The 15,068-nt window shown below is 71.5% G+C and carries 12 protein-coding genes and 1 tRNA gene; 8 read left to right on the forward strand and 5 right to left on the reverse strand.

What is annotated here, in order from left to right:
- Positions 1 to 75 precede the first annotated feature (75 nt).
- Together LCH29_RS10995 and LCH29_RS11000 are read right to left on the reverse strand one after the other, a co-directional pair.
- Positions 76 to 555, reverse strand: a complete 480-nt coding sequence (locus LCH29_RS10995) for a PPOX class F420-dependent oxidoreductase (protein ID WP_446461507.1) — start codon at positions 553 to 555, stop codon at positions 76 to 78.
- 59 nt (positions 556 to 614) lie between these two features.
- The gene (locus LCH29_RS11000) at positions 615 to 1,502 is read right to left on the reverse strand and encodes a hypothetical protein (RefSeq protein ID WP_446461508.1); all 888 of its coding nucleotides are present in this window, start codon (positions 1,500 to 1,502) and stop codon (positions 615 to 617) included.
- A gap of 237 nt (positions 1,503 to 1,739) precedes the next feature.
- Between LCH29_RS11000 and LCH29_RS11005 the strand changes: the two genes are divergently transcribed.
- The 5 genes from LCH29_RS11005 to LCH29_RS11025 all read left to right on the forward strand — a co-directional run bounded on the left by LCH29_RS11005 (position 1,740) and on the right by LCH29_RS11025 (position 9,103).
- The gene (locus LCH29_RS11005; protein ID WP_446461509.1) at positions 1,740 to 2,537 is read left to right on the forward strand and encodes a S1 family peptidase; all 798 of its coding nucleotides are present in this window, start codon (positions 1,740 to 1,742) and stop codon (positions 2,535 to 2,537) included.
- 317 nt (positions 2,538 to 2,854) lie between these two features.
- Complete coding sequence (locus LCH29_RS11010) at positions 2,855 to 3,214, forward strand: chorismate mutase (RefSeq protein ID WP_446461510.1); 360 nt, start codon at positions 2,855 to 2,857, stop codon at positions 3,212 to 3,214.
- A 144-nt stretch (positions 3,215 to 3,358) separates the two neighbouring features.
- Positions 3,359 to 5,914 carry an aminopeptidase N gene (gene pepN, locus LCH29_RS11015; protein WP_446461511.1) on the forward strand — a complete coding sequence of 852 codons (2,556 nt, stop codon included), beginning with the start codon at positions 3,359 to 3,361 and terminating at the stop codon, positions 5,912 to 5,914.
- 289 nt (positions 5,915 to 6,203) lie between these two features.
- A complete protein-coding gene (locus tag LCH29_RS11020; RefSeq protein WP_446461512.1) occupies positions 6,204 to 7,598 on the forward strand; it encodes a pyridoxal phosphate-dependent decarboxylase family protein in 1,395 nt (464 codons plus the stop codon).
- Positions 7,595 to 9,103, forward strand: a complete 1,509-nt coding sequence (locus LCH29_RS11025) for a lysine N(6)-hydroxylase/L-ornithine N(5)-oxygenase family protein (RefSeq protein ID WP_446461513.1) — start codon at positions 7,595 to 7,597, stop codon at positions 9,101 to 9,103. The genes LCH29_RS11020 and LCH29_RS11025 overlap by 4 nt, the downstream gene beginning before the upstream one ends.
- A gap of 9 nt (positions 9,104 to 9,112) precedes the next feature.
- On the opposite strand, the gene LCH29_RS11030 is transcribed toward LCH29_RS11025, so the two are convergent.
- A complete protein-coding gene (locus LCH29_RS11030; RefSeq protein WP_446461514.1) occupies positions 9,113 to 10,906 on the reverse strand; it encodes a bifunctional metallophosphatase/5'-nucleotidase in 1,794 nt (597 codons plus the stop codon).
- A 166-nt stretch (positions 10,907 to 11,072) separates the two neighbouring features.
- Between LCH29_RS11030 and LCH29_RS11035 the strand changes: the two genes are divergently transcribed.
- Together LCH29_RS11035 and pyk are read left to right on the forward strand one after the other, a co-directional pair.
- Complete coding sequence (locus tag LCH29_RS11035; RefSeq protein ID WP_446461515.1) at positions 11,073 to 11,768, forward strand: SIMPL domain-containing protein; 696 nt, start codon at positions 11,073 to 11,075, stop codon at positions 11,766 to 11,768.
- Positions 11,769 to 11,926: 158 nt separating this feature from the next.
- On the forward strand, positions 11,927 to 13,357 hold the full coding sequence (gene pyk / locus LCH29_RS11040) for a pyruvate kinase (protein WP_446461516.1): 1,431 nt from the start codon (positions 11,927 to 11,929) through the stop codon (positions 13,355 to 13,357).
- A 27-nt stretch (positions 13,358 to 13,384) separates the two neighbouring features.
- Here pyk and LCH29_RS11045 read toward each other — a convergent pair whose 3' ends face one another.
- Together LCH29_RS11045 and LCH29_RS11050 are read right to left on the reverse strand one after the other, a co-directional pair.
- On the reverse strand, positions 13,385 to 14,143 hold the full coding sequence (locus tag LCH29_RS11045) for a transcriptional regulator (protein WP_446461517.1): 759 nt from the start codon (positions 14,141 to 14,143) through the stop codon (positions 13,385 to 13,387).
- Positions 14,144 to 14,252: 109 nt separating this feature from the next.
- A tRNA-Leu gene (locus LCH29_RS11050) sits at positions 14,253 to 14,326 on the reverse strand.
- 101 nt (positions 14,327 to 14,427) lie between these two features.
- On the opposite strand from LCH29_RS11050, the gene LCH29_RS11055 reads away from it, so the two are divergent.
- Positions 14,428 to 15,060, forward strand: a complete 633-nt coding sequence (locus LCH29_RS11055) for an ANTAR domain-containing response regulator (RefSeq protein WP_446461518.1) — start codon at positions 14,428 to 14,430, stop codon at positions 15,058 to 15,060.
- The last annotated feature ends 8 nt before the right edge of the window (positions 15,061 to 15,068 follow it).

Raw genomic sequence — 15,068 nt, forward strand, 5'->3', positions numbered from 1 at the left:
GCGTACGGGACCGGCCGCGCGGCGCCTTCCCCCACCCGACCGGGGGAGGGCGCCGCGTGGCGTGTGCGAAGGTGCTCACCCCTCGGGGGAGTCCTCCACCAGCCGGGCGGGGAAGCCGCCGGTGGCGATCGGGCCCCAGCGCTCGGGCGTGACCCGGATCAGCGACTTGCCCTGCTTGCGCATGGCCGAGCGGTACTCGTCCCAGTCCGGGTGCTCACCGGCGATGTTGCGGTAGTACTCGACCAGCGGTTCGACCGAGTCGGGGGTGTCGATGACCTCGGCGGTGCCGTCGATCTGCACCCACGGTCCGTTCCACTCGTCGGACAGCACGATCAGGCTGACGGCCGTGTCGCGCTTGGCGTTGCGGACCTTGGCGCGCTCGGGGTAGGTGGACATGACGATACGGCCCGAGTCGTCGACGCCGCAGGTCAGCGGGGACGCCTGCGGGGAACCGTCGGAGCGGCGGGTCATCAGGATGGCGCGGTGCCGCGGGCGGACGAACTCCAGCAGCTCGTCCAGGGCGACACGGGTGTTGGTGGCGATGGAGGGGCTCATGCACGCGAGGGTACGACGTGGAGTGCGCTCGCACGCCGCCCCGCCCCCTCAGGGCCGTGTCAGGTGTCGCACTCCAGGACCGTACGGCACAGTCCGCAGCGCGCCCGCAGCCTGCCGCGCACCGGGAGCCGGATGCGCTGGCGGCACGTAGGACAGGGGAACGACACGCTGAGCGGCGGGCCGCCCTCGAAGACGTAGTCGCCCCCGGTGGGGGAGGGGTGACCGGACTGCGCCGAACGGCGGTCCTTGGCGTACCGGCGGCGTCCGGTCCAGCCGGCCGCGGCGAGCGGTGGCTGCCGTTCGTCGCGCAGAGCCAGCTCCAGCCCCTTGGCGTACGCCTCGTACGCCTGCGGGCTGGTGAACCAGGGCGACGGGTCCTCGTCGAAGAGCCGGGCCCGCTTGGCGAGGACGTAGCCGAACTCCTCCGGCGTCAGATAGCCCAGCTTCTGACTGGTGACCGCGTCCTGGCGGTACGCGTCGAGCAGCAGCCAGCCGGTGCCGAGGTAGGCGGCGGTGGTGTCGGTGAGGATCTCGTTGTCGCGGGTGCCGGGGAAGGCCAGATCGAGCCGGTGCAGATACACATGGGTGACCTCGTGGGCGAGGGCCGCCCCGATGTCGCGGCGGTGGGTCTTGAAGCGCGAGTTCAGCTCGATGAAGTACTCCGGCCCGGCGGCCAGCTCCACGTTCCCCGCGTGCCGCATCTCGCGGAAGCTCACGATCATCCGGGCGTCCGGCAGCCGCATGTGCCGCACCATCACCCGGGCCACCCGCTGGACGCCCAGGTGCAGGTCGTCCTGGTCGGCGAAGGCCACGTCACCGGGGACCACGCTGAGCCCGAAGGTGTCCACCGTGTCGCGCGACAGCCGCCGGTAGAGCGCGGTGAGCGAGGCCCGGACCATGTCCAGGTGCGGATAGCCATGTTCGATGTCGCTGCCCGGTGCCGCCACGTGCCCACTGTACGGTCGGCCGGGCGCGGTGGCGCGGAGGCCGCGCGGGCCGTGTGGTCCGGGGCGGCGGTGCGGCAGGTGAGGGTGTGGGGGCGTAGCTGACGGGGCGTCGGATTGGCCGGAAAGCAACCCTTGCCAGGCTGTTCGCGGACTTCACATAATCGCTGGGCATTCGCAGGTCTCGTCATTTGACGTGGGCCTGACATTTTTGCGCAACCCCCCACGAAAGGACTTCCGTTGCGAAACGCACTGAAGCACCTGAAGAGATCCGCGGCCCTCGGCGCGGTCGCCCTCGCCGCGTTCAGCCTCATGCCGGGCACCGCGACAGCCCAGCCCACCGGCCCCGAGCCCGGCCCCTCCGTCGTCGGCGGCACCCGCGCCGCCCAGGGTGAATTCCCCTTCATGGTCCGCCTCTCCATGGGCTGTGGCGGCGCGCTCTACTCCCCGACCCTGGTGCTCACCGCCGCCCACTGCGTGAACGGCAGCGGCGCCAACACCTCCATCACCGCCACCGCGGGCGTCGTCGACCTCCAGAGCTCCAGCGCCACCAAGGTCAAGTCCACCCGGGTGCTCCGGGCCCCCGGCTACAACGGCACCGGCAAGGACTGGGCCCTCATCAAGCTCGCCCAGCCCATCAACCAGCCCACCCTGAAGATCGCCGAGACCACGGCGTACAACAAGGGCGACTTCACCGTCGCCGGGTGGGGCGCCGCCACCGAAGGCGGCAGCCAGCAGCGCTACCTGCTCAAGGCCACCGTGCCGTTCGTCGACGACGCCACCTGCAAGTCGGCGTACAGCGAACTCGTCGCCGGTGAGGAGATCTGCGCCGGCAAGATGTCCACCGGCGGCGTCGACACCTGCCAGGGCGACTCCGGCGGCCCGATGTTCCGCAAGGACGACGCCGGGCAGTGGATCCAGGTCGGCATCGTCAGCTGGGGCGAGGGCTGCGCCCGCCCCGGCAAGCCCGGTGTCTACACCGAGGTGAGCACCTTCGCCCAGAACATCAAGACCGCGGCGGCCCAGCTCGGCGGCTGACCCCGGCACCCGCACCACGGCAGGAACGGGACCCGGCGCGGCAGTGCGCGCCGGGTCCGCGTGACGTCCGGGGCCCGGCCGGGGCCCTACCGGGCACGTCCGGGGGTCCGGCAGGGCACATCCGGGGCCCGGCCGGGCCGGAAAATCCCCGCGCCGAAGGGAACCCCGTCTCGCGTTTCCGGCTCCTCCACGGTGGAGGCGCTGCTACCGGGGGCAGACCTCCCCGGGAGCCGCTCCGTCCCCTTCACAACCCCCCACCGGGGGCGGGGCGGTCCCGGAGCCGAGGGCCCGGCCCCGCTGGCATAGGGTCGGGGGCCATGACGCACCGCGAGACCGACCCCGCCGCCCGCCCCGGCCGGCCGGACCCGACCAGCACGACCCACGAGGCCGACGACGCCGCACGCGCGGAGCTGGCCCGGCTGCGCGAGAGCATCGACAACATCGACGCGGCCGTGGTCCACATGCTCGCCGAGCGCTTCAAGTGCACTCAGCAGGTCGGTCACCTCAAGGCCGCCCACAAGCTTCCCCCGGCCGACCCCGCCCGCGAGGCCCGCCAGATCACCCGGCTGCGCGAACTGGCGGAAAGCGCCAAACTCGATCCTGCTTTCGCCGAGAAGCTGCTCAACTTCATCATCGCCGAGGTCATCCGGCATCACGAGACGATCGCGCGCTCCTGAGCCCCACCGCGGCCCCGCCCGTCGGGCGTACGGCACGGGCGTACGGCACGGGCGCACACCGGTGGTGCGCCCCCACGTACGCCCGCGCCCGGCAGACTCCGAACTCCCGTGTGCCGCCTACCGCGGGTAGGGCAGCATGTCCCCATGTCCGTACTGACGCGCGAGGACGCGCAGATCCGAGCCCGCCTCATCGAGGTCCACCGCTACACGATCGACCTCGACCTCACCCGCGGCGACGCACACTTCGGCTCCACCACGACCATCCGCTTCAGCGCCCGCGAGGACGGCGCGGACACCTTCGTGGAGCTGAACCCCGCCGCCCTGCACCGGGCGGTGCTCGACGGACACGACCTCGCGCTCGACCCCGCCCGGGTCATCGCCGACGGCAGGATCCCGCTCACCGGCCTCGCCGAGGGCGAGCACGAGCTGCGCGTCGAGACGGACATGACGTACTCGCACACCGGCGAGGGCATGCACCGCTTCACCGACCCCGCCGACGGCGAGACCTACCTCTACACCACGTGCGCCATGTCCGACGCCCCCCGCGTCTACGCGGCCTTCGACCAGCCCGACCTGAAGGCCGTCTTCGACGTCCGCGTCACCGCCCCGCCGCGGTGGACCGTCCTCGGCAACGGCACCGCCACCCGCGACGGCGACCCCGCGGACGGCCGCTGGCGGCTCGCCCCCACCCCGCCCATCAGCACGTACCTGGTCGCGCTGGCCGCGGGCCCGTACCACTCCGTGCACATCGAGCACGCCGGACTGCCCTTCGGACTGCACGTCCGCCGCTCGCTCGCCCCCCACCTCGAAGCCGACGCCGACGAAATCCTCGACATCACCCGGCGCTGCTTCGACCGCTACCACGAGATCTTCGACGAGCCGTACCCCTTCGACTCCTACGACCAGGCCTTCGTCCCCGAATTCAACTTCGGCGCCATGGAGAACCCCGGCCTCGTCACCTTCCGCGACGAATTCGTCTTCCGCTCCGCCGTCACCGACGTCGAACGCCAGACCCGCGCCATGGTCATCGCCCACGAGATGGCCCACATGTGGTTCGGCAACCTCGTCACCATGACCTGGTGGGACGACCTCTGGCTCAACGAGTCCTTCGCCGAGTACATGGGCTTCCAGATCCTCACCGAGACCACCCGCTACACCGACACCTGGGCCGACTTCGGCATCCGCCACAAGACCTGGGGCTACGACGCCGACCAGCGCTCCTCCACCCACCCCGTCGCCCCCGCACCCGAACTCGTCCCCGACACCGCCGCCGCCCGCCTCAACATCGACGGCATCTCCTACGCCAAGGGCGCCTCCGCGCTGCGCCAGCTCGTCACCTGGCTCGGCGAGAAGGACTTCCTCGCCGGGATCAACGAGCACTTCACGCGGCACCGCTTCGGCAACACCACCCTCGCCGACTTCCTCGACTCCCTCGCCCGCTCCACCGACCGCGACGTCCACGCCTGGGCCGACGCCTGGCTGCGCACCACCGGAGTGGACACCCTCACCCCCGCCGTCACCACGGACGGCGGCCACTGGCACCTGGAGATCCACCACGAGGGAGCCCCCGAACCCGTCCGCCGCCGCCCCCACCGCATCGCCATCGGCCTCTACGACCACGAACCCGCCGCCCCCCACCAACTCGTCCTGCGCAAGCGCGTCGAGGCCGAACTGAACGGCACCGACCCCACCGCCCGCCTCTCCTTCACCGGCCCCCGCCCCCACCTGATCCTCCTCAACGACGGCGACCTGACCTACACCAAGATCCGCCTCGACCCCGGCTCCTGGAAGGCCGCCGTACGCTCCCTCTCCGGCCTCCCCGACACCGTCAGCCGCGCCACCCTCTGGAACGCCGCCCGCGACATGGTGCGCGACGGCGACCTCCCGGCCGCCGACTACCTCGACGCCGCCCGGACCCACCTCCCGCACGAGACCGACATAGCGATCGTGCAGGGCGTCCTCGCGTTCGCCCGCACCCAGATCGCCGACCGCTACGTCCCCGCCGACCAGCGGCCCGCCGCCCTCAGCACCCTCGCCGCCACCTGCCGCGACCTGCTGCGCCGCACCGAGGACGGCTCCGGGCCCGGGCTGCGGCTGTCCGCCGTACGCACCTACATCGCCAGCGCCACCGCCCCCGCCGAGCTGACCGACTGGCTCGACGGCGACACCGTCCCCGGCGGCCCCGCCCTCGACCCCGAACTGCGCTGGCAGATCCTCGGACGGCTCGCCGTCCTCGGCGCTGCGGGCCCCGCCGACATCGACGCCGAACTCGCCCGCGACTCCAGCGCCACCGGACAGGAGGGCGCCGCCCGCTGCCGCGCCGCACTCCCCGACCCGGACGCCAAACGGGCCGCCTGGGACGCCCTGTTCGGCGACAGTCCGGCCCTTCCGGCTCTCTCCAATTACCTCGTCACCGCGACCGCCACCGGCTTCTGGCAGCCCGAACACCACGACCTGCTCACCGAGTACGTCCCCCGCTTCTTCACCGACGCCCCCGCGACCGCCGCCCGCCGCGGCCCCGCCATCGCCGATGCCCTCGCCCGCTCCGGCTTCCCGACGACGGTGGACGCGACGACCCTGCGGCTCGGCGAGGAGTGCCTCACCGCCCCCGACCTCCTCCCCGCCCTGCGCCGCCGCCTCGAAGACCAGCTCGACGACCTGCGGCGCGCCCTGCGGGTACGGAACGAACCCGTGCGCTAGGGGTGTCTCGCCGATCATGCCGGGCTCGCGACGCCGCGGTGACATCAGCCGCTGCCGCGGCGGGCGGCACCTCGCGGCCCCGCGCTCGTCGCGCGCAGCGCCGCTGCGCTCTCCTCACGCGGGTTGCGATGTACCGCACCAGACACCGCTCGCTGATCCGGCCTGATCGACAAGACACCCCCAGGGGGCGCGGGTTTCGATCAACCCGCGCCGTGCACCCGTACCACGTACGGGTGCACTTCCGGCCGAGCCCGGCCGATCCGCCGGCGGGCCAAGTAGCTTGAGGCCCATGCCCGCTTCCGGCACCGCCCGCCTCCTCGCCGGGGGGAGCGAGGGACCAGGCGCGCTTCGCCCGATGCTCGACACCGTCCTCGACGCCCTCACCCACGGCGCCGCCGACCGCGGCGGGCCGATCCCCGCCGGAGGACCCGGCGCCGTGGCCCACCGGACGCACGGCGCGGCCCGGCCCTGCATCCCCGACCACGGGGAAGGGCCGCACCACGCGCTGCGCACCCTCGTGACCGCCCTCACCGCGGGCGCCGCCGACCCGGCCGACCCGCACTGCGCCGCCCATCTGCACTGCCCGCCGCTCGCCGTCGCGGCCGCCGCCGACCTCGCCGTCTCCGCGCTCAACCCGTCCCTCGACTCCTGGGACCAGGCGCCCGCCGCCGCCGAGTTGGAGGCGCTGACCTGCCGCGCCCTCGCCGAACTGGTGTACCCGCACGGCCCCGCGCCCGACGCCCTCGTCACCACCGGCGGCACCGAATCCAACCAGCTCGCCCTGCTCCTCGCCCGCGAAGCCGCCCAGGGCGCGCCCCTCCGTATCGTCTGCGGCGCCAACGCCCACCACAGCGTCCACCGCGCCGCCTGGCTGCTCGGCCTGCGCCCGCCGCACACCCTGCCCGCCCCCACCGGCGTCCTCGACCCGGCCCGCGTCCACGACGCCCTCACCGCACAGCTACCAAGCCCCACCCTGCTCGTCGCCACCGCGGGCACCACCGACACCGGGGCCATCGACCCCCTCCCGGACCTCGCCGACCTCTGCGACGGCCACGGGGCGACCCTCCACATCGACGCCGCCTACGGCGGGCCGCTCCTGTTCAGCGACACCCTGAACAAGCGCCTCGACGGACTCGACCGCGCCCACACCGTCGCCCTCGACCTCCACAAGCTCGGCTGGCAACCGGCCGCGGCCGGTCTGCTCGCCGTACCCGACACCACCGCCCTCGCCCCCCTCGGCCACCGAGCCGACTACCTCAACGCCCACGACGACACCGACGCCGGACTCCCCGACCTGCTCGGCCGCTCCCTCCGCACCACCCGCCGCGCCGACATCCTCAAGATCGCCGTCACCCTGCGCGCCCTCGGCCGCCACGGCCTCGGCGACCTCGTCGACCAGGTCTGCGCCCACGCCCACGCCCTCGCCGACCTCGTCCAGGCCCGCCCCGCCCTGGAGCTGTACGCCCGCCCCACCCTCTCGACCGTCCTCTTCCGCCCCAAGGGAGCCGGACCGGACTCCGTCGCCGCGCTGCGCCGCGGCCTCCTGCACCGCGGCACCGCCGTCCTCGGCCGCGCCACCACCCCCGAGGGGCTGTGGCTCAAGGCCACCCTCCTCAACCCGCACATCCAGCCCGGCGATCTGCGCCGGCTGCTCGACCTCGTGGAAGGCACGACCACCCCATGAGCACCGCACAACCCCCCACCCCGCCGTTCGCCCCCGAACCCGAAGCCGAACCCACCACCCCGGACCAGCCCCTGGACCTCGCGGGCATCGGCATCGGCCCGTTCAACCTCTCCCTCGCCGCCCTCGCCCACGGCGTCCCCACCCTGCGCACCGCCTTCTACGAACAGCGGCCCGCCTTCCACTGGCACCCCGGGCTCCTCATCGACGGCGCCACCGTCCAGGTCCCCTTCCTCGCCGACCTCGTCACCCTCGCCGACCCCGCCAGCCCCTGGAGCTTCCTCAGCTACCTCAAGGCCCGCGAACGGCTCTTCCCCTTCTACGTCGCCGAGCGCTTCCACATCGAGCGCACCGAATACGACGCCTACTGCCGCTGGGTCAGCGAACAGCTCCCCGGCCTCCACTTCGGCCACCGGATCGACGCCGTCCGCTGGGACCACGACCACGAGCTGTTCGAACTCGACTTCAGCACGCTCGGCCCCGACGGCGAGGCCGTGTCCCCCGGCCGCACCCACGCCCGCCACCTCGTCCTCGGCGTCGGCACCGAACCCCACGTCCCCGAAACCCTGCGCCCCCTCGCCGACGCCCCCAACGTCCCCGTCCTCCACTCCGCCGACTACCTGGAACACCGCGAACGGCTGCTGAACACCGGCCACGTCACCGTCGTCGGCTCCGGCCAGTCCGGCGCCGAGGTCTTCCTCGACCTGCTGCGCCACCGGCCGCTCGGCGCCGAGGGGCTGCACTGGCTCGCCCGTACGCCGTCCTTCGCGCCCATGGAGTACAGCAAGCTCGGCCTGGAGCAGTTCAGCCCCGACTACACCCGCTACTTCCACGCCCTCCCCGAGGCCGTCCGCGACCAGCTCCTCCCCGGACAGTGGCAGCTCTACAAGGGCATCGCCCAGGAGACCATCACCGCCATCCACCACGAGCTGTACCGCCGCGCCCAGCAGGGCGGCGACTGGCCGGGCGCCGTCCTCACCCCCGGCGTCACCGTCCGCACCGCAGGCCGCATCGCCGCCGCCCGGCTCGAACTCCACCTGGAGCACGCCCACCAGGGCACCCGCACCCGCCACACCACCGAGGCCGTCGTCCTCGCCACCGGCTACCGCGAGCGCCGCGTCGACACCCTGCTCGCCGCCCTCGACCCGTACATCCGGCGCGACTCCTCGGAACGGCCCCGCGTCGACGCCCAGCACCGGCTGGTCCTCGACCCCCTCATCAAGGGATCCGTGCACGTCCAGAACGCCGAGCGGCACACCCACGGCGTCGGCACCCCCGACCTCGGGCTGGCCGCCTGGCGCTCCGCCGTCATCCTCAACTCGCTCAGCGCCGAACCCGTCTTCCCCCTGCCGTCCCGCACCGCCTTCACCACCTTCGGACTCCAGCCCTCCCGGCCGGGCGACGCCGCCCCGCAGCGGCCCGCCGCCCCGTCGGCGCCGGTCGCCCGGGGCAGCGGCCGGATGCACCTGCCCGACCAGCGCACCGGCCGGACCCCCACCCGGACCTGAGCGGCCGCCTCAGAACACCGGCGTGCCGTCGCGCGTCAGCTTCCAGTCCACCGACGCGAACCCGACCCCGTCGATCGTCCCCTTCGCCTTCACCCACGCGATGATCGTGTTACGGATCTCCTCCGAGTTGGCCCACACCTGCTGGGCGGCGGCCACATGCGGAAAGTTGCCCCCGCCGCTCGCCCGGTAGTTGTTCACCGCCAGCACGAACCGCGCCGCGTCCTCGACCGGCTTGCCGTCGAAGCGCAGCGCGGCGATCCGCGAACCCACCGGCTTCGCGATGTCGATCTCGTACGTCAGACCGCTCACCGCGTCGTAGTTGTAGTCGGGGGTGTCGTCGGCGTTGGTCAGCTTCGACGGATCGACGTCACCGCCCGCCGGGGTCCGTACGTAGTACCGCGCCGAGAACTCCAGGTAGTCCTTGACCTGGGCACCCGTCAGCACCCTCGCCTCCAGCGTGTTCTCGAACGGATACAACCCCGCCACCTGCCGGATCGTGACTTCCCCGGCCGGGATCCGCGCCGTCCGCGAGAAGCACGACGCCTGCGACAGCACCGGCAGCTCCGCGTGCGCCGTGCCCGCCAGCGCCGCCTTCACCGTCTCCGTCTGCACCTGGTTGATGAAGTCGATGATCGGCGCGTCCTTGTACGGCGCCTCCGTGGCCGTCATCGCCGCCGTGGAGGTGCCGATGACCTGGTTGACGTATCCGACGACTTGCCCGTGCTCATCGCCGAGCAGCTCCACGATCCGCGGATCCTCCGCCACCGAGGCCGAGTTCAGCACCCTCGCCGACACCGACTCCACCTGCCAGCGGCCCCGCGCCCACTCCAGCCCGATGTCGAAGCGCGTCAGCCGCTGACCCCACTTGAGCGGTTCGGACAGCACGACCTCCCGGCCCGTCTCCTTGTTCACCACCCGGCGCTCGGCCACCTCCACATGCGCATGGCCGACCAGGATCGCGTCGATGCCCGCCACCCGCTCGGCCACCAGCGCGGCCGCGTTCTCCACGTACGGCAGCTGATCGCCGTAGCTGGACGTCCCGCTGGTGCCCGAATGCGCCGAGACGAGCACCACGTCCGCGCCCATCGAACGCAGCCGCGGCACCCACTTCGCCGCCTGCTCCTCCAGCCCCGGGAACGTCATCTTCCCCTGCACATGGGCCTTGTCCCAGATCGCGATCCCCGGGTTCGTCAGCCCCAGCACCGCCACCTTCACGCCGCGGCCGCAGGGCGTGCGCAGCCGCGTCATCCAGTACGGCGGGAACGCGGGCCGCAGCGTCTTCGCGTCCAGCGCGTTCGCGCCCAGCAGCGGGAAGTCGCACTGCTCCTCGAACTTCCGCAGCACCGGGATGCCGTAGTTGAACTCATGGTTGCCGAGCGCCGCCGCGTCGTAGCCGATGAGGTTCATCGCCTGCGCCATCGGGTGCACCGGCCCGCCCTTGCCGGTGATCGGGTCGACCTTGGCGTAGTAGTACGACAGCTGGGTGCCCTGGATGGTGTCGCCCGCGTCGATCAGCAGCGTGTTGCGCCGCCCCTTCTCCTCGCGGACCTGCTCGACCAGGGTCGAGATCTTCGCGAGGCCGACGTCGTTGTGCGCCGCGTCGTCGAACTCGGCGTCCGTGAAGTAGTCCCAGTTGAAGACGTTGCCGTGCAGATCGGTGGTGCCCATGACGGTGAACTCGTACCGCTCACCGCGCCCGTGGCCGTGCGCGTCCGCCGGAGCGGTGGCCGCGGCCGAGGCGAGCGCGACCCCCGCGCTGGTGGCCGCGGTGCGGCCCAGAAACGTCCGACGGTTGAGCGGCATGGCTGAACTCCCCTGGGATACCTGCGAAATGGGCACAACGCGCGTAGATTCTGGCGCAGCCGCACCCGTCCGCAACACCCCCGACAGGTTGCGATCAGAGCACGCCGAGCGCCCGGCGCAGGGCAGGATCAAGCCACGTCCACGAGCCCCGAACAGGAGCCCCCGTATGGATACGGACCGGCACGTCCCGTACGGCACCCCCGACACCCCGCGCGTCGCGGTGCTCGGCGAGGCAACGCTGGAGGTCGACCCCGAGATCGCCCGCCTCTCCGTCACGGTCAGCGCCCGCGGCGCCGACCGGCGGGCCGCGCTGGACGACCTCACCCGCCGCAACCAGCGGGCGCTGGACCTGGTGAAGTCCTACGGCGAGGCGATCGAGAAGCTGGAGACCGGCGCCTTCGCGATCAACCCGGAGCTGGCCAGGGGCCGCCAGGAGCGGGTGCGGGCCTACCACGGCCGGGTGCACCTCGCCGTGACCGTCACCGACTTCACCGCCCTGGGCGAACTCACCACCCGCCTCGCCGACCTCGAACTGACCCGGGTCGACGGCCCCTGGTGGGGGCTGCGCCCCGACTCACCCGTCCACGGCCGGGCCCGGCAGCAGGCGGTGCGGGAGGCGGTGCAGCGCGCCCGCGAGTACGCGGGGGCGCTCGGTGCCGGGCTCGTCGCCCTGGTCGAGCTGGCCGACCTGGGTGCGGAGGGGGAGGCGGGTCCGCCGATGCCGGTGGCGGTGGCGGCCCCGCGTCACCGCTCCGCCCGCTCCGGCGCGGGGGACGCGGCCGCGCTCGATCTGGAACCCGAACGCCAGACCGTATACGCGCACGTCACGGCGCGCTTTACGATCACGCCCCCGGACCTGTGAATCGACTCCGTGCTGCGGCCCGTGTAGCGGCCCCGAATCGCTCATCGGAGCACCCCTATGCACGTTTCATTAGTTGTCGATAACCCGCCATGCAAAGGCCATGGGGGAGTGGCTGCTTTCCGGTTCTTTACCCATGAGTAAGTCATAGGCTCGGCAGCATGCGCCGAGCAAAAATCGTCTGTACTTTGGGACCCGCCACCGACTCGTACGAGCAGATCAAGGCGCTCGTCGAAGCCGGAATGGACGTGGCCCGCTTCAACCTCAGCCACGGCACCTATGCCGAGCACGAGGAGCGTTATCGGCGAGTCCGCAAGGCCTCGCTGGAAACCGGCCGCAGCGTCGGTATCCTCGCCGACCTTCAAGGTCCGAAGATTCGGCTCGGCCGCTTCCGCGAGGGGCCCGTACTCCTTGAACGCGGAGACGAGTTCACCATCACCGTCGAGCCGATCGAGGGCGACCGCTTCCGCTGCGGCACCACCTACGAGGGGCTGGCCGCCGACGTCAACAAGGGCGAGCGCATCCTCGTCGACGACGGCCGCGTCACCCTCGAGGTCGTCGACGTCGACGGGCCGCGGGTGCACACGATCGTCATCGAAGGCGGGATGATCTCCGACCACAAGGGCCTCAACTTGCCCGGCGTGGCCGTCTCCGTCCCCGCCCTCTCCAAGAAGGACATCGAGGACCTGCGCTGGGCGCTGCGCACCGGGGCCGACGTCATCGCCCTGTCCTTCGTCCGCAACGGGGACGACGTCGTGGACGTGCACCGGGTGATGCAGGAAGAGGACTGCCGGCTCCCGGTCATCGCCAAGATCGAGAAGCCGCAGGCGGTCGAGAACCTGGAGAAGATCGTCGACGCCTTCGACGGCATCATGGTCGCCCGCGGCGACCTCGGCGTCGAGATGCCGCTGGAGCAGGTGCCGATCGTCCAGAAGCGCGCGATCAAGTTGGCGAAGCGGAACGCCAAGCCGGTGATCGTCGCGACGCAGATGCTCGACTCGATGATCGACAACTCCCGCCCCACCCGCGCGGAGGCCTCCGACGTCGCCAACGCCGTCATCGACGGCACGGACGCGGTGATGCTCTCCGGCGAGACCAGCGTCGGCAAATACCCGATCGCCACGGTCCGGACCATGGGCCGCATCGTGACCGCCGCCGAGGAAGACATCCTCGCCAAGGGCCTCCCCCCGCTCACCGAGCGCAACAAGCCCCGCACCCAGGGCGGCGCGGTCGCCCGCGCGGCGGCCGAAATGGGCGACTTCCTCGGCGCCAAGTTCCTGGTCGCCTTCACCCAGTCCGGCGACACCGTCCGCCGCCTCTCCCGCTACCGCTCCCCGATCCCCCTCCTGGCCTTCACCCCCGACCCCAACACCCGCTCCCAGCTCAACCTCACCTGGGGCGTCGAAACCTTCCTCGGCCCGACGGTCGACTCCACGGACGAGATGGTCCGCCAGGTCGACGAGGAACTCCTGCGGCTGGGCCGCTGCCGCCGGGGCGACCTCGTCGTCATCACCGCGGGCTCCCCGCCCGGAGTCTCCGGCTCCACCAACCTGGTCCGCGTCCACCACATCGGCGCCGACGACCTCCGCTAGCCGCCTTTCTGGGCCGAAGTACTGCGGTCAGTACTTCGGCCCGACGTGCGCATCCATGAGCGCGACGGAGTCGCGGCGGGCGACGGAGATGTTCCACGCGTTGGTCTGCCGCCAGGCGACCCCGAGCTGGTCGAGCGTGTCGGTGTAGAGCCTTCGGATGTCGTCGGACCGGTTGGTGAAAAAGTACCGGGGATACTCATAGCGCTTGCGCTCCCCGGCGACGATCTTCGTTGTCCAGTTGGTGATCCGGCAGCCGTCGGAGTGCACCAGCCCCCGGACGAACTCCCAGGGATGGGCGATGATGATCTCCTGCTGCCACGGCTCCAAGGCGATGACGCGGTCGTGCTTCTTCCCCCGCCCATGTTGGGGCAACAGGCACGGCCAGTGCTTGCTGTAGCCGGTCACCATGACGCACCCTGGGCGCTGGACGCGGTAGACGCTGTTGTCGGGCCGTACGGCGCGAATCGCCCCCGCGCAGGCGTCGATGAGGCCCGGCCAGGCATCCGCACACGCGATGCGCAGGAAGTGCACGCCTTTTCGCAGGTGACTTACGCACCCGTCGCCGAGATAGAGCCCGAGCAGGTAGGCGTAGGCGGCGACGTCTTCCGGCGGACTTGGTTCGGGCGCGCACCTGGGGCAATCCGTCCTACGGGGTGTCGGCTCCAGTCGGACCTGCCATGCGCGAAGCGCGTAGCGGGATATCCCCGTTTGTTTGCTTACGGAGTTGAGGCTTCGGCCTTGGGCGACCAGCGCGAGGGCCCGCTTACGTGTTTCGAGGTCGTACACGATTGCGAGCCTGGCCGCTGTGCGGCTCCAATGCGCGCATTCGAAGAGTTGTTCACTTCATTGAGTGAAAGCTTCTCGTTCCCCGGTGATCTTGGGATCGAAGGAAAAGTGCCCCGGGTGGGATTCGAACCCACACTGAATACCTTTTGAGGGTATCGTCTCTGCCGATTGGACTACCGGAGCCCCTGCATTCCGAAGGTCAGTCTAGCCCCTCCGTGCGTCAAAGATACAGGACATCGGTAGGCTCGTGGTGCCCCCACCTGTAGAGGAACCCGAGGAGCACAGTGAGCACCGCTGACGCCCCCGACGCGCAGTCGCACGTCCCGCCGCAGACAACCCGCGTCGTCATCGCCGAGGACGAGGCCCTCATCCGCCTCGACCTCAAGGAGATGCTCGAAGAAGAGGGGTACTCCGTCGTCGGCGAGGCGGGAGACGGTGAGACGGCCGTCGCGCTCGCTCGGGAACACCGGCCCGACCTCGTCATCCTCGACGTGAAGATGCCCGTCCTCGACGGGATTTCCGCCGCCGAGCGCATCGCGGGCGAGCGCATCGCGCCCGTCCTGATGCTGACCGCGTTCTCGCAGCGCGAACTGGTCGACCGGGCCCGGGACGCCGGGGCGATGGCGTATCTCGTGAAGCCGTTCAGCAAGAGCGACGTGGTGCCCGCCATCGAGATGGCCGTCTCCCGCTTCACCGAGCTGAAGACGCTGGAGCAGGAGGTCGCCGACCTCTCCCTCCGGCTGGAGACCCGCAAGCTGGTGGACCGGGCCAAGAGCGTGCTCCAGACGGAGTACGGGCTGACGGAACCGGCCGCGTTCCGCTGGATCCAGAAGACCTCGATGGACCGGCGGCTGTCGATGCAGCAGGTGGCCGAGGCGGTCATCGAGGACGCGGCGGAGAAGAAGGCCAAGGAGTAGTAAAAAGT

The organism is Streptomyces sp. BRA346 (genome assembly GCF_052851135.1).